Source organism: Pseudoxanthomonas sp. P4_B2 (assembly GCF_056402315.1).
Window position 1 is genome coordinate 107,713 of sequence record NZ_JBFUHQ010000005.1, and the last position, 24,365, is coordinate 132,077.

20 protein-coding genes are annotated in these 24,365 nt (G+C 63.4%); 16 read left to right on the forward strand and 4 right to left on the reverse strand.

Annotated features, from left to right (window positions below):
- The first annotated feature begins 72 nt into the window (after positions 1 to 72).
- The 5 genes from AC1DTQ_RS13430 to AC1DTQ_RS13450 all read left to right on the forward strand — a co-directional run bounded on the left by AC1DTQ_RS13430 (position 73) and on the right by AC1DTQ_RS13450 (position 7,572).
- Complete coding sequence (locus tag AC1DTQ_RS13430) at positions 73 to 2,538, forward strand: TonB-dependent receptor (protein WP_477850221.1); 2,466 nt, start codon at positions 73 to 75, stop codon at positions 2,536 to 2,538.
- A 95-nt stretch (positions 2,539 to 2,633) separates the two neighbouring features.
- Positions 2,634 to 4,739 carry an ATP-dependent DNA helicase RecG gene (recG, locus tag AC1DTQ_RS13435; protein WP_477850222.1) on the forward strand — a complete coding sequence of 702 codons (2,106 nt, stop codon included), beginning with the start codon at positions 2,634 to 2,636 and terminating at the stop codon, positions 4,737 to 4,739.
- A 48-nt stretch (positions 4,740 to 4,787) separates the two neighbouring features.
- A complete protein-coding gene (locus AC1DTQ_RS13440) occupies positions 4,788 to 5,726 on the forward strand; it encodes a nucleoside hydrolase (RefSeq protein WP_477850224.1) in 939 nt (312 codons plus the stop codon).
- 72 nt (positions 5,727 to 5,798) lie between these two features.
- Positions 5,799 to 6,044 (forward strand): type B 50S ribosomal protein L31, encoded by a 246-nt coding sequence (locus AC1DTQ_RS13445; RefSeq protein ID WP_477850225.1) that lies wholly within the window; start codon positions 5,799 to 5,801, stop codon positions 6,042 to 6,044.
- 238 nt (positions 6,045 to 6,282) lie between these two features.
- Positions 6,283 to 7,572 (forward strand): citrate synthase, encoded by a 1,290-nt coding sequence (locus AC1DTQ_RS13450; RefSeq protein ID WP_477850227.1) that lies wholly within the window; start codon positions 6,283 to 6,285, stop codon positions 7,570 to 7,572.
- A gap of 115 nt (positions 7,573 to 7,687) precedes the next feature.
- Here AC1DTQ_RS13450 and AC1DTQ_RS13455 read toward each other — a convergent pair whose 3' ends face one another.
- The 4 genes from AC1DTQ_RS13455 to AC1DTQ_RS13470 all read right to left on the reverse strand — a co-directional run bounded on the left by AC1DTQ_RS13455 (position 7,688) and on the right by AC1DTQ_RS13470 (position 12,050).
- Complete coding sequence (locus AC1DTQ_RS13455; RefSeq protein WP_477850228.1) at positions 7,688 to 8,197, reverse strand: O-acetyl-ADP-ribose deacetylase; 510 nt, start codon at positions 8,195 to 8,197, stop codon at positions 7,688 to 7,690.
- 61 nt (positions 8,198 to 8,258) lie between these two features.
- Entirely contained in the window at positions 8,259 to 8,690 is a 432-nt protein-coding gene (locus tag AC1DTQ_RS13460) for a hypothetical protein (RefSeq protein WP_477850229.1), read from the reverse strand.
- 116 nt (positions 8,691 to 8,806) lie between these two features.
- On the reverse strand, positions 8,807 to 9,460 hold the full coding sequence (locus AC1DTQ_RS13465) for a hypothetical protein (RefSeq protein WP_477850230.1): 654 nt from the start codon (positions 9,458 to 9,460) through the stop codon (positions 8,807 to 8,809).
- Positions 9,461 to 9,563: 103 nt separating this feature from the next.
- Positions 9,564 to 12,050 (reverse strand): penicillin-binding protein 1A, encoded by a 2,487-nt coding sequence (locus tag AC1DTQ_RS13470; RefSeq protein ID WP_477850231.1) that lies wholly within the window; start codon positions 12,048 to 12,050, stop codon positions 9,564 to 9,566.
- A 220-nt stretch (positions 12,051 to 12,270) separates the two neighbouring features.
- On the opposite strand from AC1DTQ_RS13470, the gene AC1DTQ_RS13475 reads away from it, so the two are divergent.
- The 11 genes from AC1DTQ_RS13475 to AC1DTQ_RS13525 all read left to right on the forward strand — a co-directional run bounded on the left by AC1DTQ_RS13475 (position 12,271) and on the right by AC1DTQ_RS13525 (position 24,333).
- Positions 12,271 to 13,329 (forward strand): pilus assembly protein PilM, encoded by a 1,059-nt coding sequence (locus tag AC1DTQ_RS13475; RefSeq protein ID WP_477850233.1) that lies wholly within the window; start codon positions 12,271 to 12,273, stop codon positions 13,327 to 13,329.
- Positions 13,329 to 14,129 (forward strand): PilN domain-containing protein, encoded by an 801-nt coding sequence (locus AC1DTQ_RS13480; protein WP_477850235.1) that lies wholly within the window; start codon positions 13,329 to 13,331, stop codon positions 14,127 to 14,129. The genes AC1DTQ_RS13475 and AC1DTQ_RS13480 overlap by 1 nt, the downstream gene beginning before the upstream one ends.
- Positions 14,126 to 14,830, forward strand: a complete 705-nt coding sequence (locus AC1DTQ_RS13485; RefSeq protein ID WP_477850237.1) for a type IV pilus inner membrane component PilO — start codon at positions 14,126 to 14,128, stop codon at positions 14,828 to 14,830. Before AC1DTQ_RS13480 ends, AC1DTQ_RS13485 begins: the two co-directional genes overlap by 4 nt.
- Positions 14,827 to 15,372 (forward strand): pilus assembly protein PilP, encoded by a 546-nt coding sequence (locus AC1DTQ_RS13490; protein WP_477850238.1) that lies wholly within the window; start codon positions 14,827 to 14,829, stop codon positions 15,370 to 15,372. The genes AC1DTQ_RS13485 and AC1DTQ_RS13490 overlap by 4 nt, the downstream gene beginning before the upstream one ends.
- 14 nt (positions 15,373 to 15,386) lie before the next feature.
- Positions 15,387 to 17,276, forward strand: coding sequence for a type IV pilus secretin PilQ (locus tag AC1DTQ_RS13495; protein ID WP_477850239.1), 1,890 nt, complete (start codon positions 15,387 to 15,389; stop codon positions 17,274 to 17,276).
- A gap of 157 nt (positions 17,277 to 17,433) precedes the next feature.
- The gene (locus AC1DTQ_RS13500; RefSeq protein ID WP_477850240.1) at positions 17,434 to 18,456 is read left to right on the forward strand and encodes an AAA family ATPase; all 1,023 of its coding nucleotides are present in this window, start codon (positions 17,434 to 17,436) and stop codon (positions 18,454 to 18,456) included.
- Between the two features lie 23 nt (positions 18,457 to 18,479).
- Positions 18,480 to 19,388 (forward strand): DUF58 domain-containing protein, encoded by a 909-nt coding sequence (locus AC1DTQ_RS13505; RefSeq protein WP_477850241.1) that lies wholly within the window; start codon positions 18,480 to 18,482, stop codon positions 19,386 to 19,388.
- A complete protein-coding gene (locus AC1DTQ_RS13510; protein WP_477850243.1) occupies positions 19,388 to 19,840 on the forward strand; it encodes a DUF4381 domain-containing protein in 453 nt (150 codons plus the stop codon). The genes AC1DTQ_RS13505 and AC1DTQ_RS13510 overlap by 1 nt, the downstream gene beginning before the upstream one ends.
- Positions 19,841 to 19,850: 10 nt before the next feature.
- A complete protein-coding gene (locus AC1DTQ_RS13515) occupies positions 19,851 to 20,867 on the forward strand; it encodes a vWA domain-containing protein (RefSeq protein ID WP_477850245.1) in 1,017 nt (338 codons plus the stop codon).
- Positions 20,864 to 22,654 (forward strand): VWA domain-containing protein, encoded by a 1,791-nt coding sequence (locus AC1DTQ_RS13520; RefSeq protein ID WP_477850246.1) that lies wholly within the window; start codon positions 20,864 to 20,866, stop codon positions 22,652 to 22,654. Before AC1DTQ_RS13515 ends, AC1DTQ_RS13520 begins: the two co-directional genes overlap by 4 nt.
- Entirely contained in the window at positions 22,651 to 24,333 is a 1,683-nt protein-coding gene (locus tag AC1DTQ_RS13525) for a BatD family protein (protein WP_477850247.1), read from the forward strand. The genes AC1DTQ_RS13520 and AC1DTQ_RS13525 overlap by 4 nt, the downstream gene beginning before the upstream one ends.
- The last annotated feature ends 32 nt before the right edge of the window (positions 24,334 to 24,365 follow it).

Sequence of the window (24,365 nt, forward strand, 5' to 3'; positions counted from 1 at the left end):
GCGACGGACCAATTCGGAACGGCGATGTCTTTGCGACGATTCGCCGCACAGTAATCAAACGGGGAGAGAACGATGAAGTTGATCCAACGTGGACTGGTAGTGGGAATGCGGCGCGCCTTGTTCGGCGGATGCCTGTTGGCGGCGTCGACGGGGACGGTCTGGGCGCAACAGGCGGAGACGGCGCCAGCCGATCCGGCAGCGGCGGCCGCCGAAACCGATGCGACCACCCTAGATCGCATTCTGGTCACCGCGCAGAGCCGCACCCAGGAATTGCAGGACGTGCCGATCGCGCTGCAGGTGCTGGACGACCGCATGATCCAGGACGTCGCGGCCGAAGACCTGGGCGACCTGGACAGCTTCGTGCCTGGACTGCAGATCAACAGCGTACAGCCCACACAGCCCTCGATCGCGCTGCGCGGCATCAGTACCGATGATTTCGGCATCGGCACCGATCCGGCGGTGGGCGTATTCATCGACGGCGTCTACACCGGGCGCAGCGGCGGCATATTGCTGCCGCTCACCGACGTGGAGCGCATCGAAGTCTTGAAGGGCCCGCAGGGTACGTTGTTCGGCCGCAACACGGCCGCGGGCGCGGTGTCGGTGATCACCAAGCGACCCAGCAACGAGACCGAAGCCGCGGCCAAACTCAGACTGGGCAACTACGGCAAGCAGTATCTGGAAGCGTTGGCGAACATCCCGCTCAGCGACCGTGCCGCGTTGCGCCTCAATGGCCTGATCAACCACAGTGACGGTTGGTTGCAGGATGGGGAAACCGGCGAGGACCTGGGTGGCGACAACGTCTGGGCCACGCGCGCGGCCTTGCAGCTGAGTCTCACCGACAACACCACAGCGCTGCTGAGTTGGGACCACGAAAATCTGGATCAGCGCGGACGTCCCACCACCGGCATCGTGCCGTTGCCGCCGGCTCCCGGTCTGCCGGTAGCGCCGGCCGATCCGCTGACCTACCTGGACCCGCGCGATATCGATACTTTCAACGACACCACGGCCAGTGCCGAATGGCGCACCTTCGATGGCGTCACCCTGATCGTCGACCACAGCTTCGAGTGGGGTCACCTGACTTCCACCACCGCCTGGCGCCAGTTCGACGCGCTCAATCGCGTGGAGGAGGACGGCACCAACCGGCCCAACCTTTACCTGGATTCCACCAACAGCGAATCCAACGAAACCAGGTACCAGGAATTCAAGTTCAGCGGCGCTACCGATCGGCTGGATTGGGTGGCCGGGGCGAGTTACTACGAAGAGGACGCCAGTCAGACCAGCGAAATCAACACCACCACCACCGCGGTGGATTCGGCGGTATCCAATCTGGGTCTGGCGCCAACGCCCGACGGTACACTGTTCGGTTACTTCTCGCAGGTATTGGGCGCCTTCGGCATTCCGTTGACGTTGATGGACCATGCTTGGAACGAGCAGTTCTACAACACGCTGAAAACGAAATCGTACGCCGGCTTCGGCGACGTGATCTGGCACGTCAACGACAAACTCAATCTGACCTTCGGCTTGCGCTACACCCGCGACGAGAAGGACTTCAGCTGGTTCAACGACATTCGCAACGCGCCGACGCTGGACGCCACGCTGGACGCGCTGGACGCGGCCGGATTCTTCGCCCTGGCTGGCGTGCCCAAGGAATTCTTCATTTTCGACCTGGCCTTCGTCGATCCGCCCGCGATGATGAATAAAGGGCTGACCACTCGCGCCAGCCAGTCCTGGAGCGACTGGAGCCCGCGTCTGGTGGCGGACTACCACTTCAGCGACAACCTGATGGGTTTCGCATCGCTGGCCAAGGGCTACAAGGCCGGTGGCTACAACGCGCTGCAGATCGGCAGCGAGTTCGACAACGAAGACGTGTGGAACGCCGAAGTGGGCATCAAGCACACGTTGCCGGAGGCGCGCCTGGCTTACAACGCCTCGGTATTCTCCTACCGCTACAACAACCGCCAGTCGATCCGGCTGGATAACACTAGCGCCATCCCGCGGTTCGTGGTGGATACCGGCGATGTGGAGGCCTACGGCGTCGATTTCGACATGCGCTGGCAGGTCAGCGATGCCTTCGCCATCGATTTCAACGCCGAATACATCAATTCCAAGTACAAGGACTACAGCGTCAACACGAACGCCGGTTTGCTGGATCTCAATGGCCAGCCCACCGGCGAGCCTTCCTGGTCGGCGGCGCTGGGCGGCCACTACACCTGGACGCTCGGCGATGCCGGCGATCTACGCTTGGCTTTGCGTCACGCCTACCGTGGCGCCTGCCGCGCCAACGATTACAGCCGCAGCCAGGGAGACTGCACCAGCTTCCCCAGTTTCTCGACCGGAGAATCGCAGAACCGCACCGACGTCCGCTTGGGCTGGGCCTCGGCCGGTGGCCATTGGACCTGGGCGGTGTATGGAAACAACGTATTCGACAACCAGTACGTCGGCCAGTTGAACGTATACGGCCGCGAGGCGTTCGGCACGGTAGGTGCGGTGGTCAGCGAGCCGCGCACTTACGGTATGGAAATCGGCGTGAAGTTCTGAGCCGCGGAGGTACGGCGACTGCAATGCCGGTTCTGATACGCCGTCGCGGCGAATCCTGACTGGCGTTAACGCGACGCGGTCGGCATCCTAGGCAGATGCCGTCCGCGCCACGCAGCGAAGAATCCGCCTTCAACCAGCCCATCGCCGGACAACTCGCCGGCGTCGGCCCGCGCGTGGCGGAAAAATTGGCCGCGCGCGGACTGCTGACGCTGCAGGATCTATGGCTGCATCTGCCGCTGCGTTACGAGGATCGCACTCAACTCACGCCCATCCGCAGCCTCCAGCCCGGCGTGCCGGCGCAGGTAGAGGGTCGGGTGGAAGCGGTTGAACGCGGTTTCCGTTACCGCCCGGTGTTGCGCGTGGCGATCGGCGACGACTCGAATACCACCCTGGTGCTGCGCTTCTTCCATTTTCGCGCCGCGCAGGTGGCGCAGTTCGCTCCTGGGGCGCTGGTGCGTTGCTACGGCACGCCCAAGCCGGGACAGAACGGCCTGGAAATCATCCATCCGAGTTACCGGGTGCTGGGCGAGGCGGATGCCGCTTCGTTGGGCGAGGAACTGGATCCGGTCTATCCCGCGGTCGAGGGCATCGGTCCGGCCTCGATGCGCAAACTGATAGGACAGGCGTTGGATCGCCTGCCCGACGAAGCTTCATTGGAACTGTTGCCGACGGAAATGCTGGACGGCCTGCGTCTGCCTTCGCTGCGCCAGGCCCTGCTGGGCATGCACCGGCCCGCACGCGACGCCGACCTCGCCGCGCTGGCTACCGGCACCCATCCGGCACAGAGGCGCCTTGCGCTGGAAGAGCTGCTGGCGCACAACCTCAGTCTGCGCCGCCAGCGCATCGCCTTGCAGCGGCATCACGCCCCGGCGTTGGCGGGCAAAGGCAAGCTCGCCTCGCAACTGCAGTCGGCGTTGCCATTTTCGCTGACTGGCGCGCAACTGCGAGTGTTCGCGCAGATCCGGCACGACTTGGCGCAGCCTTCGCCGATGATGCGGCTAGTGCAGGGCGATGTGGGCAGCGGCAAGACCGTGGTCGCGGCGATGGCGGCGATGCTCGCGGTGGAAGCGGGCAAGCAGGCTGCGCTCGCCGCACCGACCGAATTGCTGGCGGAGCAGCACCTGGCCAATCTTCGCCAATGGCTGGAACCGTTGGGGATTCGCGTGGCCTGGCTGGCCGGCAAGGTTACCGGCAAGGCGCGCGCGGAAGTGCTGGCCGAAGTCGCATCGGGCGCGGCGCAAGTGGTGGTGGGTACGCATGCGCTGATGCAGGAAGCCGTCGCCTTCCACGATCTGGCCTTGGCGATCGTCGACGAACAGCATCGCTTCGGCGTTCATCAACGTCTGGCGCTGCGCGACAAGGGCGCTTCCGGAAAATCGGTGCCGCACCAGCTGATCATGACCGCCACGCCGATCCCGCGCACGCTGGCGATGGCGGCGTACGCGGACTTGGATGTTTCGGCCATCGACGAATTACCGCCGGGACGCACGCCGGTGCAGACCATCGCATTGAGCGGCGAACGACGGCCCGAACTGGTGGAGCGCATCCGCGCCGCTTGCGCAGAAGGCCGGCAGGCCTACTGGGTATGCACTCTGATCGACGAAAGCGATGAAGTGGTCGCGCAGGCGGCACAGGGCACCTACGAGGCGCTGTCGGCGCAGCTTCCCGAACTGCGCATCGGTCTGGTGCACGGGCGCATGAAGCAGACCGAGAAGCAGACGACGATGCGAGCGTTCAAGGCAGGCGACATCGACCTGTTGGTGGCGACCACGGTCATTGAGGTTGGCGTCGACGTGCCCAATGCGTCGTTGATGATCGTGGAGAACGCCGAGCGGCTGGGCCTTGCGCAATTGCATCAGCTGCGCGGACGGGTGGGGCGCGGCGCGGCGGCTTCCAATTGCGTATTGCTCTATCAGCCTCCGCTGTCGCAGATGGCCAAGCAACGACTGGCGACGATGCGTGAAACCAACGATGGCTTCGTCATCGCCGAGAAGGATCTGGAACTGCGCGGACCCGGCGAATTGCTCGGTACCCGTCAGACGGGGCTGGCCGCGTTCCGCGTGGCGGATCTCGCGCGCGACGCGGGCATGTTGCCGCTGGTGCGCGAACTGGCGGACCGGTTGCTGACCGATTCTCCGGAGATCGCAGACCGCATCATCGCCCGCTGGGTAGGCGGCGCAGCGCGGTATGCGTCCGCGTAGCTCCGACCTACTGTGCGAAACTCCGCTACCGAACTGGAACGATGAAACATGACCGACAAGATTCCCCTGTTGATCGATACCGATCCCGGCGTGGACGACGCCTTGGCCTTGTTGATGGCCTTCAACGATCCGCATCATCAGCTGGTCGGCTTGACCATAGCCGCCGGCAATGTCGGTCTGGACCACACCGTGCGCAATGCCTTGAAGCTGCGCGAAGTCGCCGGACGCGAAGACGTGCCGGTGTTCGCGGGTACTCCGGTCCCCTTGCTGCATCCCTCGCCGGATGCCGGCTATGTGCATGGACAGGATGGCTTCGGCGATGTCGGCTATCCGCTTCCGGCAGGACAGGCCGAAGCCGAGCACGCGGCGCTGGCGATTTTGCGTCTATCGCATGAATACTCAGGCCGCCTGCTGCTGGCGGCGCTGGGGCCGCTGACCAATATCGCGCTGGCGCTGAAGCTGGACCCGACCCTGCCGCAACGGATTGCCCGTTTCGTGGTGATGGGCGGTGCGGTCACCGGGCACGGCAACATCACCCCAGCGGCCGAGTTCAACATCTATTTCGATCCGGAAGCCGCGCATATCGTGTTCCAGGCTTTCGACAAGTTCGATCTGGCCGATTGGGAAGCGACCCTGGCCCACGGCCTGCATCACGATCGGGTGGCCGACTGGCTGAAGGCAGATTCGCCGCGCGCGCAGTTCTATGCAAGCATTTCCGAGAAGACCCGGCTGTGGTCCATAGACCGCCGCGGCGACTACTGGTACGCCGCCGACGCGTTGGCGATGGCCTTGGTTCTGGAGCCGCAAAGCGCGCAGGAACTGCTGGAACGGCCTGTATCCGTCGAATTGCAGGGCACCCATGCGCGAGGCGCCACCGTGGTGGACTGGCGCCGGGAAGGCAGGCATCCGGACAAGGCTCGCATCCTGATGCGCTACGACCAGGCCCGCTTCGAGAGCCTGATCCAGGCTGCGCTGGCGGCCGGTTGACGGGCGGGTTGCGCTGGGCGGGCGGGGCGGGCTAAAATGCCGCTCTTCACTTCCCTGATATCTGGTGCCGCCATGAAGGCCGACATCCATCCCCAATACCGCGACGTCGTCTTCCAGGACGTCACTTCCGATTTCAAGATCCTGAGCCGCTCCACCCTGTCCTCCAAGGAGACGGTGAAGTGGGAGGACGGCAACGAATATCCGTTGATCAAACTTGATATCTCCTCGGCCTCGCACCCGTTCTATACGGGCCAGCACAAGGTCATGGACACCGGCGGACGCATCGACAAGTTCCAGAAGCGCTACCAGCAGAAGTAATTCCCTGCAGCGCGGCTGATCTTGCCTCGAAATTCCGGACGGCCGCGCCCAGCGCGGCCGTTTTTGTTGCTGCGTCGTGGCCATTTCCTTCTTATCCTTTGGTCTGACGGCCGCGTTCTTTTGAGCGACGGCTCCAAAACGCGTGTGCGATAATTCGCCTATCCAGAGCCAATGCCCTGGACTCCCGTCCCGCGCCGCCAGCATCGCTGTCCGGCGCATCCCCACGAAGGAGCGCACTGTGTCAGAACGCGACCAGGCCACACTGACCGCCGGCGATAAATCGGTGGTCATGCCGGTACTCAAACCCACGCTCGGCAATAGTTGTGTCGACATTTCCAAGCTGACCAAGGAAACGGGTCTTTTCACCTACGATTCCGGCTACACCGCCACGGCCAGTTGCAAGTCCGCCGTCACCTACATCGACGGCGATGCCGGCGTGCTGCTGTACCGCGGCTATCCGATCGAGCAACTGGCCAAGCAGTCCAGCTTCCTGGAAGTGGCCTACCTGCTGATGAACGGTGAGCTGCCCACGGCCGACGAATTCGCCAAATTCGATCATGAAGTCGCGCATCACACGATGATGCACGAGGCGTTCAAGAACTTCCTCGGCGGCTTCCGCCACGACGCGCATCCCATGGCGATGATGGTGGGCATGGTCGGATCGATGGCCGCGTTCTACCACAACACCCTGGACCTGGAAGACCCTGAGCAGCGCCGTCTAGCCGCGATCCGCCTGATCGCCAAGGTGCCGACGATCGCCGCCGCCTGCTACCGCTACTCGATCGGCTGGCCGGTGCGTTTCCCGCGCAACAACCACGCTTACGTGGACCGCTTCCTGCACATGATGTTCGAAGTGCCCAGCGAGCCGCTGGACCTCAATCCAGTCGCCGCCAAGGCGCTGGATCTGTTGTTCATCCTGCACGCGGACCACGAGCAGAACGCTTCGACCTCCACCGTGCGCATGGTCGGTTCCACCGGCGCCAACCCGTATGCCTGCGTCGCCGCCGGCGTCGCGGCGTTGTGGGGACCAGCGCATGGCGGCGCCAACGAAGCCGTGCTGAAGATGCTGGCCGAGATCGGCAAGCCGGAGAACGTGAGCTCGGCGATCGACAAGGCCAAGGACAAGGAGTCGGGTTTCCGCCTGATGGGCTTCGGCCATCGCGTGTACAAGAATTTCGATCCGCGCGCCAAGATCATCCGCGAGATGACTCACGAAGTGCTGGCCGAACTCGGCGTCAACGATCCCATGCTGGAAGTGGCCTTGCGCTTGGAAGAGGCGGCGCTGAAGGACGACTACTTCGTGCAGCGCAAGCTGTACCCGAATGTCGATTTCTACAGCGGCATCATCTACAAGGCGCTCAACATTCCTACCGAGATGTTCACGGTGATGTTCGCCATCGCCCGCACCGCCGGCTGGGTGGCGCACTGGCTGGAGCAGCAGGTCGATCCGGAAGCCAAGATCGGCCGCCCGCGGCAGATCTACACCGGCTACGCCGAGCGCGATTACAAGGGCATCGATCAGCGCTGATCGGTCCTGTTCGTGCAAGAGAAAAACGCCCTGCATCGCGGGGCGTTTTTCGTTGGGTCAGTCCGGTCAAGAAAGTGCGACGGCCGGTGAGGCAGGTTCGTCTTGAATGAGTTGCTTATGACCGCGCCTGCAAGAGCCTCTGATAGATATCCAGATCCGTGGCAGAAAAGCAGCAGAAGATGACTTCTTGAATGTTGATCAGCCGGGATATCGATGAAGCGACGGTATCGACCGCAATCTTGGCCGCGAGCTCGATCGGATAACCGTAAATTCCAGTGCTGATGCTGGGAAACGCAATGCTAGCGACGGATTGATTGTCCGCGATCGACAAGGATCGGCGGTAGCAAGAGGCAAGGAGTTCGGGCTCTCCGTAGGCGCCCCCACGCCAGACCGGCCCGACCGTGTGCACGATGAATTTGGCGGGAAGCCGATACCCTTTCGTAAGCTTCGCCTCGCCCACCTCGCATCCGCCCAGAAGGCGACACTCTTGCAATAGTTCCGGCCCCGCGGCGCGATGAATGGCCCCATCCACGCCACCGCCGCCCAACAGGGATGAATTGGCCGCGTTGACGATGGCATCTACTGCCAAGGTGGTTATGTCAGCTTGTTGAGTTCGGATAACCACGAAAATGCTCTAACGTCTGGACCAAATAGACTGCGAAGCGGGGTCGGTTTTGAATGATTTGTTAGGTGCCGCCCGCGACATGTAAGACGGCGGACTCGGCGCCGACCTTGAGGCTAAAGCCGCTCATGAAATTGGCAGTGAGATGGGTGCAACCGTCTCCAGGTTGGTTTGAGGTGAATGCCCGCATCTCAGTCAACAGGTCATCCCACATGAACCCGACAGAATCAAGGCAGTCGTCCTCCGTGAACGGTATTGCCGGATCTCGTTCTTGGACCTTGAACAAGTACACGCCGACGAAGGACATACACAAATCAGATGGTTCCGTCGGCTTTACCCAATCGCCGAGACCGCGACGCCATTGCAGCTCCAGCGTCCGCTGCACTGGGTTATAGGACAATCCTTGAAAGTCAAAGTTGTTGTGCAGGTCAAAGCGATCAGGGCCGCGCTCAAGCGCGATGAAGTTTTCTGCAATTGAGAATCCGATTAGCTTCATGCGGTGCCTAACTCTAGATAGATCCATTAGATCCATATGCGGGGTGACGAGAGCCGCTAAATCCTCCGGCTTTCAGCCGCATCGCTTCGTTTGAAGCAAAGAGGATAAAGACGTAACTAACGTGAAAGATCCGGTACGTACCCCAGGATTTTCTCGTCGGTCAGCAACTGCCGCAACTGGGTCAAGGAAGCTCGTTTTACCGGTCTATCATCCAGGCCCGACAATGGCGCCTGGCGCAAGGCATCGTGCGGAAGCACGGTCACGTCGAACGTCAGTTCCTCGGCGCTGAACAGCCATACCGGAAAGTCATCGCTGCGCTCGCGGTCCAACCGCACGTGACGCGAGCGGGCATCGACAGGAATGCGGTTTTCTTCCAGGAAACGCGGCACCGCGTCGGCATCGTCGGTGTGCAACTGCAGATGCACCGGCGAATGGGAATCGGCAGTGCCGTCCAATACCGGGCCGACCAACCGCGGAGAGAATTCCGCGAAGAACTCCAGCGCACGCGCTGCGGCGTCGCGACGCAGACGCACCGCCTGCTGTTGCGATTGGCCGACGAACAGGCGCTGGTATTCGCGCAACGCGTCCTCTATCTCGCGATTGCGCGGCAGCGAGGCGTCGTCGTGGATCCCGAGGCGTTCGGCGGCTTTGAGCTTGGCCAGGTGGTAGTCGCGGAAGCCGCCTTCGGCCATCAGCCGAGCTGCTTCATGCGCCAATCGATGGCGGCGTTCGCGGGTGCGGGTTTCGGCATGCTGGCGCGCGTGATGCATGGTGAGTCTCCGCGTCGAAACCTGCGCGGACTGTAACCGATGAATGCCGCAAATTGTAGGAGCGGGCCGACCCGCTCCTGAACGGCTCGCTATTGGATCAAAATCAGAAGATGTCGAAAGCGGCCTCGTCGGCAGCGGCGTTTTCTTCGGTGTTGTAGAACTCGTCGCTCTGGATGCGATCCAGATCCTCGGCCTTGACCCATTCGGTCGCGCCGTTGCTGGTCACCTGCACCATGCCGTCCGGTGGATCGTTCTGCGCGATCGGCTGATCCTTCAATGCTTCGCGCATGAAGTCGATCCAGATCGGCAGTGCGGCCTTGCCGCCGTACTCGCGGTAGCCCAGGCTGCGGAAATCGTCGCGGCCCACCCACACAACAGTGGCGTAGCGGCCGCCGAATCCGCCGAACCACGCATCGCGGTGGTCGTTGGTGGAACCGGTCTTGCCGCCGACGTCCTCCCGGTTGAGGACCTTGGCCGCGGTGGCGGTGCCACGTAGGACAACGTCCCGCATCATCGAAACCAGCTGATAGGCGGTGCGTTCGTCGATGGCGCGTGGTGCGACCACCATGTTGGGGTCGACCGGTTTCGGCGCTTCGGCCGGTTTTTTCGGGGTTTTTTCGGCCGCGGCCTTCGGTTTGCCGTCCTCGGCAGGGCTGAAATCGAAGCCGTCCACCACGTTGCTGGCTTGCGCTGGCGTGCCGGCGTTGCCACCGCCACAGGTGCGGCAAGCGGTGGCGGGTTTTTCCTTGAAGATAATGTTGCCTTCGCGGTCCTTGACCTCATCGATGAACCATGGCGTCACCCTGGAACCGCCATTGGCGAACACGGCGTAACCGCGCGCCATCGACAGTGGCGTGAGCGAGGCGGAGCCCAGCGACATTGACAGGTTGGGCGGCAGCTCGGCTTCGTTGAAACCGAACTGGCTGATGTACTTGCGCGCGAAATCCACACCGATGCTGTCCAGCAAGCGTACCGACACCAGGTTGCGCGATTGCACCAGCGCCTCACGCAGGCGCATGGGGCCGCGGAAGCCGCCGCCGTCGTTCTGCGGCCGCCACATGTGGCCGCGGCGGTCGCGGAACACCACCGGCGCATCCAGCACGATGGAAGCCGGATTGAAGCCGCGCTCGAACGCCGCCGCATACAAGAACGGTTTGAAACTCGAGCCGGGCTGCCGCCGGGCCTGGGTGGCGCGGTTGAACTTGTTACCGGCAAAGCTGTAGCCGCCGATGATCGCTTTGACCGCGCCGGTGCCGGCATCCAGCGATACCAGAGCGGCCTGGCCGCGCGGGATCTGGTCGATCTGGTAGCCGACCGGCGTCACGTCGGCCGCCTTGGGCGCCTCGCCCGGCTTGGCTTCGGCAACTTTCGGCGCGTCCATTTTGATCCGCGCCAGGTCGCCGCGCTTGAACAAGGCAGCGGGATTCTTGCCGGTCCAGCGGCTGGCCGAGGCAGGCAGGGTGACTTCGCTGGTGTCGGGCAGGACGACGGTGATGCCGCCATCGCTATTGGTTCTGGCCACTACCGTCGCAATCAGGCCGTTCTGGGTGGGCATGCCGGACACATGCGCCGCCAGTGCCGCCGCATCGGCATCGGCGGTGACTTCGAAATGTTGCTCGATCCCGTTCCAGCCATGGCGATGGTCGTACAGGTGCAGGCCTTCGCGCACCGCTACATCCGCAGCGATCTGCATCGTCGGGTCGATCGTCGTGGTGACGTGGTAACCCTTGTTGACCACATCGCCGCCGAAGCGGGCGATCATTTCCTGGCGCACCATTTCCGCCACATAGGGCGCGTAGACCTCGACCGGGCGCTCATGCGGCTTGGCGTGCATCGCCTCGGCCTTGGCCGCGGCCGCCTCGGCGGCGGTGATCAGTTTGTCCTCCAGCATGCGGTCGATCACGTACACGCTGCGCTGGTGGTTGCGTTCCGGGTTGCTGATGGGATTGCCGCTGGAGGGGAACTTGAGCGCGCTGACCAAAGTGGCGGTCTCGCCAAGGGTCAGCTGGTCCAGCGGCTTGCCGTAGTAGTACTCGGCGGCGGCGGCCACGCCGTAGGCGCGGTTGCCGAAGAAGCTCTTGTTTAGGTAGAGCTCCAGGATCTGGGGTTTGGTCAGCATGCCCTCGATCTTCATCGCCAGCATCATCTCGACCAGCTTGCGGGTGTAGCTGTATTCGGAACTCAGGAAGAACTGGCGCGCCACCTGCTGGGTGATGGTGCTGCCGCCGGCCACGCGCCCTTCCTTGAGGGTGGCGGTCTGCCATAGCGCCCGTGAAATGCCCTTCGGGTCAATGCCATTGTGGGTCCGGAAATTGGCGTCTTCCGCGGCGATGAAGGCGTCCTGGACCTGTTTGGGGACGTTCTCGATATTGACCGGATAGCGCCGTGTCTCGCCGAAAAGCCCGATCAGGCGCCCGTCGCTGGCGTAGACGTAAAGGGGTTCCTGGAGTTCGACCGTGCGCAGGGACTGGATGTCCGGCACCTTGGAGGAAACCACGTAGTAGAGGATTCCCAGACCTATGGCACCTAACAAAAACAGGGCTGTGAACGCGAAAAATGCCCAGCGCAGCAGGCGGCGGAAACGGGACATCCGGTCAGATTCCGATTGCAGAATACGTGGCGCGGGAGTATAGATGACTCGGGGTAGGGCGGTTACGTTTCCGGGGGAAACAGTGACTTGCCCGATATCTTTAGTGAACCGTGACAAGCCGCACAGGCTGGTTAACGGCTATTGCAAGTGGTGAAAACTTCGTTATTAATGTGAGCCGGGGCCTGACCTGATTGTTGCGCCTGTCGGAAGGGGAGATACCGTGGGGCTTATACCTAAAAGCCAGTCGCCGCTCATAGGCGTCGACATAAGTTCGACCGCGGTAAAGCTGTTACAGCTTTCCCGGGTCGGCAATCGCTTCCGCGTAGACCACTACGCTGTGGAGCCATTGCCGCCCAATGCGGTGGTCGAGAAGAACATCGTCGAGGTCGAGGCGGTAGGCGAGGCTATCCGCCGCGCTGTGACCCGTGCCGGAACCAAGACCAAATACGCTGCCGCGGCGGTGGCCGGGTCCGCGGTGATCACCAAGATCATTCCGATGCCCGCCGAACTGGATGAGAACGATCTGGAAGCCCAGGTCGAGCTCGAGGCGGTCAACTACATTCCGTATCCGATCGAGGAAGTGAACCTCGACTTCGAGGTGCTGGGCCCCATGCCCAACAATCCCGAGATGGTGCAGGTGCTGCTGGCGGCCTCGCGTTCGGAGAATGTTGAGCTGCGCCAATCCGCGCTGGAGCTGGGCGGCCTGACCGCCCGGATCATGGACGTGGAAGCTTTCGCGGTCGAAAACGCCTTCGCCTTGATATCCAGCGAATTGCCGATCCCGCACGATGGCGTAGTGGCCCTGGTCGATATCGGCGCCACCATGACCACCTTGAACGTACTGCGTTCGGGTCGCAGTCTCTACAGCCGCGAGCAGGTATTCGGCGGCAAACAGCTCACTGACGAAGTCATGCGTCGCTACGGCCTGACCTATGAAGAAGCCGGCATGGCCAAGCGCCAGGGTGGCTTGCCCGAGAGCTATGAGGTGGAAGTGCTGGAGCCCTTCAAGGAAGCCACGGTGCAGCAGATCAGCCGCCTCCTGCAGTTCTTCTACGCGGGTAGCGAATTCAACCGGGTCGACCAGATCGTGCTGGCCGGCGGTTGCGCCGCGCTGGTAGGACTGCCGGAAATGGTGGAAGAACAGCTTGGCGTGCCGACCGTGGTCGCCAATCCGCTGGCCCAGATGACGCTCGGCCCGCGCGTGCAGGCGCATGCGCTGGCCCAGGACGCTCCGGCGTTGATGATCGCCACCGGCCTGGCCCTGAGGAGCTTTGACTGATGGCGAGGATCAATCTTCTCCCGTGGCGCGCCGAGCGGCGCGCCAACCGACAGAAAGAGTTCTATGGAATGCTGGGCCTGGCCGCCGTCGGTGGGCTGGTACTGTCGTTCCTGATCTGGTTTCACTACAACCAGCAGATCAGCGGCCAGAACACCCGCAACCAGTTCCTACAGGCCGAAATCCAGAAGATGGAGGGCAAGATCAAGGAGATCGAAGCGCTCGACAAGCAGAAGGACCGCCTGCTGGCCCGAAAGAAGGTGATCGAGCAGTTGCAGGCCAACCGCTCGCAGATGGTGCATCTGTTCGATTCGCTGGTGCGCACCATTCCCGATGGCGTGGCACTTGCCAACATCAAGCAGGAAGGCGAAATCCTGACCCTGGAAGGCAGGGCCCAGTCCAACGCGCGGGTCAGCAACTACATGCGCAATCTGGAAGGTTCGGGCTGGATGACCAATCCTGATCTGTCGATTATCGAGGCCAAGGCACAAGAGGGAACGCCGGGTGCGGCCGTGGTGACCTCCACCGCGCGTGCGCTTCCGTATGCCTTCACCTTGAAAGTGAAGCTCGCGAATCCGAATGCGCCTGACGCCGAAGGCAACATTCCGGCTGCAGTTGCGACACCCGGTAATGCGGCTGCCGCAACTCCCGCCACACCGACGCCCGCCCAACCCCCGGCGCCCGCGGCTGCCCCGCCTGCACCTGCATCAACTCAAGCACCGACTGCGCCCACCGCAGCGCCGCCATCCAATACACCAGTTGAAAAGCCAGCGCCGACGAACCAGGGGAGCCCGGCGTCATGAGCCAGAAGAAAGTAAAAATCAGCGACCTCGATTTCAACAACATCGGCAACTGGCCCCGGAACCACAAGATCGGGTTCTGTGTGTTGGTGGGTTTGCTGATCCTGTTGCTTGCGTATTTTCTGTCGATCAAGGGCAAGCGCGAGGAGTTGCAGGGGCTCGAGCGCCAGGAGTCCGATCTTCGCCGCGATTTCGAAGACAAGGCTGGACGCGCTGCCAACCTCGAGCCGTTGAAACAACAATTGGCGCAGATGGAGCAGGTCTTGCAGCAGATGCTGCGTCAGCTGCCCAGCAAGACCGAAATGCCGGATCTGATCGTGGATATCTCGCAGACTGCCTTGTCTAGCGGTCTGGCCAATGAACTGTTCCAGCCAGGCCCCGAAACTCCCAAGGAGTTCTACGCGGAGAAGCCGATCGCACTGCGTATGGTGGGTAGTTACCATCAGTTCGGCGCCTTCGTCAGCGGTGTGGCTTCATTGCCGCGCGTGGTGATCCTGACCATGCACGATATTTCGCTCAAGCCCCGGGATACCAAGGGCCGGATAACCGACAACAGCGCGCTGGAACTTTCCGGCACGGTCAAGACTTACCGGTACCTGGACGAAGAGGAAACCGCGGAGCAAGAGAAGAAGGCTGCCGAAGCGGCCAAGGCGGCGGGCGGTGCGAAGCCTCCCGCAGCTCCGGCCGCAGGCGGTGAAGCATGAGCATGACCCTCAAATCGAATCGTCTGCCCCGCCGGTTCTGCGCATTGTTGATCGTTATTGCGGCAACCGGCTGCGCGCGGAGCACCACCAGTACTCCAGGCGATGCGCCCAATCTCGAAAAATGGGTCGTGGACGTCCAGGCGCGCCCGGCGCCGCCGCTGGACCCTTTGCCGGTTATGCAGCAGTTCGAGACGTTCGAATATGCCGCGCAAACCCTTCGCGATCCCTTCAGCGATGCCTGGAGCAATGCCGATAGCGGTGGTCTGCGCCCTGATCCGAACCGGCGCAAGGAAACACTGGAGCAGTATCCGCTGGACAGCCTGGATATGGTCGGCACGATCGGCAAGGGCGCGGGACTGATTGCATTGGTGATGGCGCCTGACAAGGTCACCTACAGGGTGCGGCCGGGTGCTTACTTGGGGCAAAGCGATGGCCGCATCACCGGCGTCCATGAAGATCGCATTGAACTTGTCGAACTTGTGCCGGATGGTGCGGGCGGCTGGCTGGAAAGGCCTGCGTCGATTGCGCTTGAAGATCAATGATTAGGGGATACACGATGACCGCTTCGAACGTTCACAGCCCGTTGCCCTTCCGGCGCTTGGCCACTCACAGGGTCTGCTGCCTTGGGCTCGCGATCGGTTTGCTGGCCGTTGCCAGCGTAGCCACGGCCGCCGCACCGGTTCCTGCCACGGTCGCAGGCAACTCCGATCCCGCCCGGCAGGCCACCGAAAAACTTGAAATCGCCAACATCGACTTCAAGCGGGGCGATGGAGGGGCGGGCAGGCTGATCGTCCGTTTCAATGGCAAGGGGGCCATGCCGGACCTGCGTAATCAAGGATCCTCGGTGATCCTGGATGTCGGCAATGCCGCCCTTCCCGCCGCCCTTCAGCGGCCGATGAACGTCATCGATTTCGCCACCCCGGTCCAGCGTGTGGACGCGCATGCCTCAGGCAGCGGCACCCAGGTGGTTCTCAGCACCAACGGCGCATTCGAGTCGCTCGCTTACCAGACCGGCAACGAATACATCGTGGAAATCGTGCCGCGCGCGGCCCAGTCCGCGATGGGCGCTTCGGCATCGTCTTCGATTGCCGCCGGGTCCGCGCGCGTGGCTGTCGAACCGCGTGCCTACAAGGGTCGCCCGGTCACTTTCAACTTCCAGGACGTTCCGGTCCGGACCGTGCTGCAGCTGATCGCGGAGGAATCCAACCTCAATATCGTGGCTTCCGACACCGTCCAGGGCAACGTCACCCTGCGTCTGGTCAATGTGCCATGGGACCAGGCGCTGGACATCGTGTTGCGCGCGAAGGGATTGGATCAACGTCGTGACGGTGGTGTGGTCTGGGTCGCGCCCCAGCCCGAGCTGGCGAAGTTCGAGCAGGACAAAGAGAACGCACGCAGGGCGATGGACGAGAGTGTCGATCTAGTCACCGATTACGTGCAGATCAATTATCACAGCGCTTCCGCGATCTACAAAGCGCTGACCGAAGCCAAAGGAATTGGCAACAGTGGCGGCGGTGGTAGCGGCAGCGGCAACAACAATGAGAATGGCTTCCTCTCGCAACGCGGTCGCTTGGTTGCGGATGAACGCACCAACACCTTGATGATCAGCGATATTCCGAAGAAGGTCGCGCAGATGCGCGAACTGATCGCCGTGATCGACCGTCCGGTCGACCAAGTGCTGATCGAAGGTCGGATTGTGATCGCTACCGATACGTTCGCCCGTGATCTGGGTGCGAGATTCGGCATAGGGGTCAACAACATCGAGAGTGACGGCACTGGCGACAGTTATGGCAGCACAGTGATTGGCGGTGGCGCCCCCGGGACGCGTGGGCTGAACGTCAATCTTCCGGCCGGCGGTTTTGTCCGCGGCGCGCCGGCGAGCCTCGCCTACACGCTGCTAGGAAGCAATTTCAACCTGGATCTGGAGCTGTCCGCGCTGCAAGAAGAAGGCCGCGGTGAGGTCATTTCCAATCCACGTCTGGTGACCTCCAACCAGCGCGAAGCGGTGATCAAGCAAGGCAAGGAGGTCGGTTACGTCACCGTCACCGGCGGAACCAGCGGTGGGGCGAGCACGCCGAACGTACAATTCAAAGAAGCCCTGCTGGAGTTGAGGGTCACGCCCACCATCACCAACGACGGCCGCGTCTTCCTCAACCTCAACGTCAAGAAGGATGAGATCGACAGCTTCATCAATCTTGGCGGGTTCGGTGCGGTACCGCAGATCAATAAGCGCGAGATCACCACTGCCGTGTTGGTCGAGGACGGCCAGACTGTCGTAATCGGCGGCGTGTACGAATTCACCGATCGCAGCAGCATCTCTAAGGTTCCGTTCCTCGGAGATATCCCTTTCCTCGGCAACCTGTTCAAGAAGAAAGGACGCTCCAAGGAAAAGGCGGAACTGCTGATCTTCATCACCCCGAAGGTGTTGTCGGTCGCCAAACGCTGACTGCCGTCGTCATTCGATAAGGAACGGGGCCGCTTGCGGCCCCGTTCTCGTTTGAACCGACATTGCTGAACAGGCAGGAACGCGGCCACGGTTCCAGTGAACCATCTGTTTCCCGATCGGTCAGAATCGACCTGTGCCCCATACCGATAGCGCATTCATGGACAGTCAGACTCCCGGGAGTTCCGCGAACCCACCTGTAAGCGCAGACATCTCCCGCCTGCACCAGGCCTTCAGCGCATTGCGCGAAGGCCTTTCCGAAACCATCGTGGGTCAAGCGGCGCTCGTCGAGCGCCTGCTGATTGCGCTGTTGGCCGACGGCCACCTGCTGGTGGAAGGCGCCCCTGGCCTCGCTAAGACCACGGCGATCCGGGCGCTGGCTTCGCGCTTGCAGGCCGATTTCGCCCGTGTGCAATTCACCCCGGACTTGCTGCCGGCCGATCTGACTGGTACCGAGGTCTGGCGACCGCAGGATGGGCGCTTTGAGTTCCAGCCCGGCCCGATCTTCCATCCCATCCTGCTGGCGGACGAAATCAACCGCGCGCCGGCAAAGGTGCAGTCGGCCCTGCTGGAGGCGATGGGCGAGCGGCAGGTTACGGTCGGCCGTCATACCTATCCGTTGCCGCAGCTGTTCCTGGTGATGGCCACCCAGAATCCGATCGAGCAGGAAGGCACCTTCCCATTGCCGGAAGCGCAACTGGACCGTTTTCTGATGCACGTGCGCATCGGCTATCCGGAAGCGGCGGCCGAAGCGGAAATCCTGCGGTTGGCGCGCGAACGCGCACGCGACACCTTGCAGCACACCGCCGAAGCGGTCTCGCGGTTGCCGATCGAGGACGTCTTCGCCGCTCGCGCGGCGGTGCTGGATCTGCACGTAGCCCCACAACTGGAGCGCTATCTGATCGAACTGGTGCTGGCGTCCCGCGACGCCAAGCGCTACGACCCGCAACTGGCACGGCGCATCGCGTGGGGCGCGAGCCCGCGCGGCTCCATAGCGCTGGAACGCTGCGCGCGCGCCCGCGCCTGGCTGGCCGGCCGCGATTACGTAACGCCCGACGACGTGCGTGCGATCGCGCCGGACGTGCTGCGTCATCGCGTGCTGCCCAGCTACGAAGCCACTGCAGAAGGTTGGGACGGCGACAGGCTGGTCGCGGCCCTGCTCGATGTCGTGCCGTTGCCCTGAGCGCGGTACCGGAGCGCGACGCGATGAACCCGACCAGCGGCGATGGAGTTAAGCCCACGCTGGCCGAGTTGGTGGCTCTGCGCGCCACCACGCAACGCCGGCCGCCTGCGCGCAAAGGCCGGCACAACGTCACCGGTCCCGCGCAATCCAGCGCGCGCGGTCGCGGCATGGAATACGCGGAGTCGCGCGAATACGTCGCTGGCGACGATGTGCGCCATATCGACTGGCGCCTTACCGCGCGCAGCGGCCGTACGCATACGAAGCTGTTCCAGGCCGAACGCGAACGGCTGACCTTGATCGTGGCGGACACTTCGCCGGCCTTGTACTTCGGCACCCGCGTTCGCTACAAGTCGGTGCAAGCGGCGCGTGCGGCGGCGGTGGCAGTGTGGGCCGCGGTGCGCGATGGCGACCGCGTTGCGATTCTACGCGGCAGCCAGCAAGAAGCGCCGGTGCCGCCGGCGTCCGGCGCGCGCGGCGCATTGCGTGTGCTCGATGCATTGGTGCGCTGGTACTCGCGACCGCCCGCGGACGATACGGGCCTGGCGGCGGCGTTGGACAACGCCACGCGCCTGTTGCGTCCCGGATCGCGATTGATCGTGCTGGCCGATCCGCGCAGTATCGCGGCGATTCCGGAATCGCGTTGGCCCGCACTGGCGATGCATCACGAAGTCGTGGTTCTGCTGTTGACCGATGCGCTCGAAATCGAACCTCCACAGGCGATGCTGCCGTTCGCGCTCGGTGATCACCGGGTTGAACTGGATCTGGGCAACACCATGCAACGCCAACGTTGGCAGGAAGAATTTGGTCGGCCGGTCGAAAGCGCGTTGGAGAATCTGCCGCGCCGTGGCGTACGCGTGTATTCGTTGCAAGGCGATGCGCCCAGCGAATCCTGGTTGCCATTGCTCGGCCGCGCGCAATCGCAGGTGGCCTGATGCAGGCGCAGGAATTGGTGCTCCGCGACGTGCACGTGCCATCGGCGCCCTCGCTGTGGCCGCCAGCACCAGGTTGGTGGCTGGTGGCCGGCGCGATCGCGCTTGTGGTCGCAATTGCGTGGTGGATCAGGCGCAAACGCCGGCGCAGACTGCTCGCTTGGCAGAAGTTGTTCGATGACGCTTGCGGCGACGCCGCACCCGTCGCTCAAGTCGCGGCTATCTCGGAACTGCTGCGCCGAGCAGCACGCCGCGTGAACGCGAAAGCCGACCATCTGCAGAGCGAGGACTGGCTGCGTCTGCTCGATGGTCAAAAACAGAAGGATTTCAGCGAAGGCGCCGGACGTTTGTTGCTGGAAGGCGGCTATCGACGCGAAGTGCCGGCGAATGAATTCGCAGCGGTTAAAGCGTTGGCTCGTACGCGTTTCCTCGAATTGATGGCCGGCCGGCAATGATCGAGATGCCATGATCGATTCCTGGTTCGAATCACTGAAGGTCGCATTCGGCGGTTTCGCTTGGCCATGGATGTGGTTGGCTTTTCCGCTGCCCTGGTTGGCGGGATGGCTATTGCCGCCCCATCGCAATACTTCCTCAGCGCTGAAAGTGCCATACGGCCGGCGGCTGGATGCCATTGCTACAGTCGGCGGCCGTTCGCGGCATTTGCACATCGCGGCCTTGGCCTGGCTGGCGTGGTTCCTGCTTTGCGCCGCCGGCGCGCGTCCGCAACAACTTGGCGAAGCGGTGGCGCCACCGCAAAGCGGACGCGATCTGATGTTGGCCGTGGACCTGTCCGGCAGTATGAGCGAGCCGGACATGGAGCTCGGCGGCAACGTGGTCGATCGGCTTACGGCGGCCAAAGCGGTGCTGGCGGATTTCCTGGATCGTCGCGTCGGCGATCGGGTGGGACTGCTGGTGTTCGGCCAGCGCGCCTATGCGTTGACGCCGCTCACCCTGGATCGCGATTCGGTGCGCGATCAGCTGCGCGACAGCGTCGCCGGCCTTGCCGGACGCGAGACCGCCATTGGCGATGCAATCGGTCTGGCGGTGAAACGCCTGCGCGATCAGCCCAAAGGCCAGCGCGTGCTGATCCTGCTCACCGACGGGGTCAATACCGCGGGCGTACTCGAACCGCTGAAGGCTGCAGAACTCGCCAAAGCGGAAGGCGTGCGCATCCACACCATCGCCTTCGGCAGTTCCAATAGCGGGCTCTCGATCTTCGGCCTCAATCTGCCCATGCCGGGCGGCGGAGATGAAATAGACGAAGAAACATTGAAGAAGATCGCGCAGGAAGCCGGCGGGCAGTCCTTCCGCGCGCGCGATACCGAACAGCTGGCCGGCATCTACGCCGAACTCGATCGCATCGAGCCGGTGAAGCAGGAGGGCGCACGCGTGCGTCCACGCGTGGAACGCTACGGATGGCCGCTGGCGGCTGCGTTGCTGGTCGCGTTGTTCGCATTCCTGTTGCCGAGGCGAATGCAATGAGCGGCTGGATGACCTCGCTGCACTCACTGCATTTGTTGCGCCCGCATTGGCTATGGGCGTTGTTCGCCTTGCCAGCGCTGTGGGCGTTGTGGCGTGCGCGTCAGCGCAATGACAACGTATGGCGCGGCGTGGTGGATGCGCATCTGCTGCCGCATTTGCTGGAACAGGGCGGCAAGGCCGTGCGTGGTGCGTTGTGGATGGGCGCGTTGGGTTATGTAATCGCCATCCTGGCGCTCGCAGGCCCCAGCTGGCGCCAGGGCGAGCAGCCGTTGTGGCAATCGCATTCGCCGCTGGTGATCGCACTGGATCTGTCCAGCAGCATCGCGGCCTCGGATCTGCCGCCCTCTCGTCTGCTACAGGCGCGCGCTAAGCTGGCCACTTTACTGCGTGAGCGCGCTGGCGGCCAGGTGGCGCTGGTGGCGTATGCGGGCGAGGCCTTCACCGTGGCGCCGCTCACCGACGATGCGGCTAATGTGGCGCTATTTCTCGATGCGCTTGAACCAGACGTCATGCCGGTAGACGGACAACAGCCCGGCAAGGCCATCGCCTGGTCCGTGCGCTTGTTGCAACAGGCCGGTTTCGAACGCGGCGACATTCTGCTGATCAGCGACCATGCCGATGCCGCAGCCAACAGCGCTGCAACCGACGCGTTGCGCCAGGGCTATCGCGTCTCGGCGCTGGGTTTGGGCACGGCAGCCGGCGCGCCCTATCGCACCGCTGACGGCCGCATCGCGCAGGCGCGTCTGCAGTCCGGATCGTTGCGCGCGTTGAGCGCCGTTGGTGGTGGCCGCTACCAAACCATTGCCGCCGACGACTCCGATCTCCGCGCCCTTGATCTGCTGGTGCCGCGCGAAAATGATGCCAGCACCGCACGTGGCAAGAAGGGCCTGGCCTGGCAGGACGATGGCTATTGGCTGCTGCCACCACTGATGTTGCTGGCGTTGTTCGCCTTCCGTCGCGGCGGCGCGTTCGCGGCGGTCGCGCTTTGCCTTTGCCTGCCGCTTGCAATGCCGGGGACGGCGCAGGCCGCAGAACGCCAATGGTGGCAACGAACGGACCAGCTGGAGCACGCGCGCATCGAACAGGGCGCCGATGCCTATCGCAAAGGAGACTATGCCGCTGCAGAACAAGCTTTCACCGGCATCAACAGCGCCGACGCCTGGTACAACCAGGCAAACGCGCTGGCCAAGCAAGGCCGTTACGACCAAGCGATCGCCGCCTACGATCAGGCGTTGAAGCGGCAACCGAAGATGGAAGACGCGATCGAGAATCGCAAGGTCGTTGACGCCGCGCGCAAGCGCAAGCAGCAGGGAGGACAAAACCAGAACCAAGGCCAGGGCAAACAGTCGAAGGATCAGCAGCAGAACAATCCGCAGCCGAACACTCCGCAGCAGACGGGGAACGGAAAAACCGAGCCGAAAGACAAGCCTGCCGACGCACAGGACAAGTCCGACAATCCGCAGCAAACTCCGCCGAAGACCGGTTCCGGACAAGCACCCGAACAACCCCGCACTGCGGAGCAGAAGGCCGCGGATGCCAAAGCGCAGCAGGCCGCCGATACCGCGCAGCGCCAGCGCATGCAACAGGCCATGGCGCAGGCGGGCAAGCAACCCGGGCAAGCAAGCCAGAAGGATCCGCAGCCTGCGGGACCTGCGGAAACTCCGCAACAGCGCGAGCGCAGGCAGGCGGTGGAAGCCTGGTTGCGGCGCGTGCCAGATGAGCCGGGGGGCTTGCTGAAAACGAAATTCCAGCTGGAATACGAACGCCGGCAGAAGGAAGGACAATGAAACGCAACCTGACCTTGGCGGTGGTGACCCTGGCGATGCTGTGCTTGTTGGCATCGGCAATGGGTGCCGATGCGGCCCAGGCCGCGACTCGTGCCTGGCTGGACCGCAACCAAGTCGCGCTGGGCGAATCGGTCACCCTCAACATCGAGACCGATCAAGCCGTCGCGGTTCCGGATTTCTCGCCGCTGCACGCCGATTTCGATCTCAGCGGGCAGTCCAGCAGCAGTCGAATGCAGATGGTCAACGGTGCGGTGACGGCCAAGACCACGTACGTAGTCAACCTCGCCCCGCGTCGCGCGGGCACCCTGACGATTCCCGCGTTGCCGATCGGCAGCCAACGGAGCCCGCCGCTGGCGCTGGTGGTGGGGGCTTCGGCGCCGGCATCGGCACGCGGCAACGCGACCGCTTTTCTGGAAACCGAAGTCGACGATCCCAGTCCTTACGTCCAGCAGTCCGTCGGCGTCACCCTGCGTTTGTTCTACGCGGTGCCGCTGACTTCCGGCCAGCTCGATCTGGATACTCCAGAGGGGGCTTCGTTGCAGCGGGTAGGCGACGATGTGCAATCAAGCCGCGAGCTCAATGGCCGTCGCTACAACGTGGTGGAACGGCGCTTTCTGATGGTGCCCGAGCGCAGCGGCAAGCTGGTGATTCCCGGCGCGCGTTTCGCGGGCCGCGGCGCGGGCGGATGGATGGACGACCTGCTGGGCGGCAACAGCCGCGAGATGCGCGCCAATGGCGCCGCCCGCACATTGGACGTGCAGGCGCAGCCGGCTAATGCGCCGCAGCCCTGGCTGCCGTTGCGCGACCTGCGCCTGCGCTATGTCGGCGCACCGCAATCGCTGCGCGCGGGTGAAGCTGCGACGCTGGTGGTGGAAGTGATTGCGCAGGGCGCGGTGCAGGCGCAGATGCCTGAGCTGCCCACGCCGTCGGTGGCGGGCGCGCAGGTGTTCGCGGAACCGCCGCAGTACGACGAAACCTTCAATACCGGATCCCCGCAGGTGAAGCTGACCCGGCGCTATTCGCTGGTACCCAATGGCGCCGGCAAACTGGCCGTGCCCGGATTGAAGATGGCATGGTGGGATGTGCGGACGGGCGCGGCGAAGACGGCCAGCCTGCCCGACCTGACCCTCCAGGTCGCGCCTGGCACCGGTGGCTTCGCGGGCTCGACACTCCCCATCGCCGCAGGCGCAACCGCTGCCGAAGACAACTCCCTGCTTATCGCCAGCGATCGCATGCGTTCGTCCAATCGTGTCTGGGTCTGGCTGGCGGTAGCTTTTGCTGGCCTGTGGCTGATCACGTTGATCTGGGCACTGCGACGCCGCACCGCAACGCCTGCGCGGCGGCTTCCCCTACCGGACGGCCACCCCGCCGAGCCGCTGCCCACGCAGACCATGGTCGACCTCAAGCGTGTGCTGGACAGCGGCGATCTGGAGGAAGTCGGCGACGTTCTGCGTGGCATGTCCACACCGCCGAGCGCCGATCTGGATGCGTTGATCGCGAGACTGGAGTCGCCCGTGCAGCGCGATGCGGTGGAGCAGTTGCGCCGGGCGCGATGGGCCGACGGAGACGGCGTGGCGGCGCGTGCCGCGCTGCGCGAGGCTTTCCGCAACGGGCCCGCATGGCGTTCGTCGCCCAAGCCGGCCAGGGAAATACTGCCTCCTCTTTATCCCGGCGAGTAACCGCTGCCCTGGCCGTGAGAGGGCGTTTGCTA